Origin of the sequence: Mesorhizobium sp. M1E.F.Ca.ET.063.01.1.1, from assembly GCF_003998155.1 — a bacterium.
Taxonomy (GTDB): Bacteria; Pseudomonadota; Alphaproteobacteria; order Rhizobiales; family Rhizobiaceae; genus Mesorhizobium.
Window position 1 is genome coordinate 1 of record NZ_RZSC01001785.1, and the last position, 388, is coordinate 388.

The following is a 388-nucleotide window of genomic DNA, read 5'->3' on the forward strand; positions in this document are numbered from 1 at the left end:
GGCCCATCTTGTCGCCCTGCCAGTAGTTGGCGAAGCGCTCGCCTACATGGCGCACGCCGGGCTCGTTGGTCTTGACCACATAGGGGCCCGCCGAGATGCCGGCATCGGGCTTGTCCTTGCCGCCGTTCGGCTGGACGATCAGGTGATAGTCGCTCAGCAGGTAGGGAAGGTCGGCATTGGCCTCCTTCAGCGTCAGCACCACTTCCTTGCCGCTGGCCTTGATGCTCTCGATGCCCTTCATGTAGCCGAGAGCGCCGGATTTCGACTTCTCGTCGGAGTGACGTTCGAGCGTGGCGGCGACGTCCTCGGCGGTCACGGTCTTGCCGTTGTGGAATTCGACACCGTCGCGAATCTTCAGCGTCCAGACCTTGGCATCATCGGAGGAGCC

Annotated in this window: 1 protein-coding gene; it reads right to left on the reverse strand. The window is 63.1% G+C overall.

The window, feature by feature from the left end; genetic code table 11:
• The coding region (locus EOA29_RS40865) for an ABC transporter substrate-binding protein (protein WP_245468908.1) at nucleotides 1-388 on the reverse strand (388 nt) is incomplete at both ends.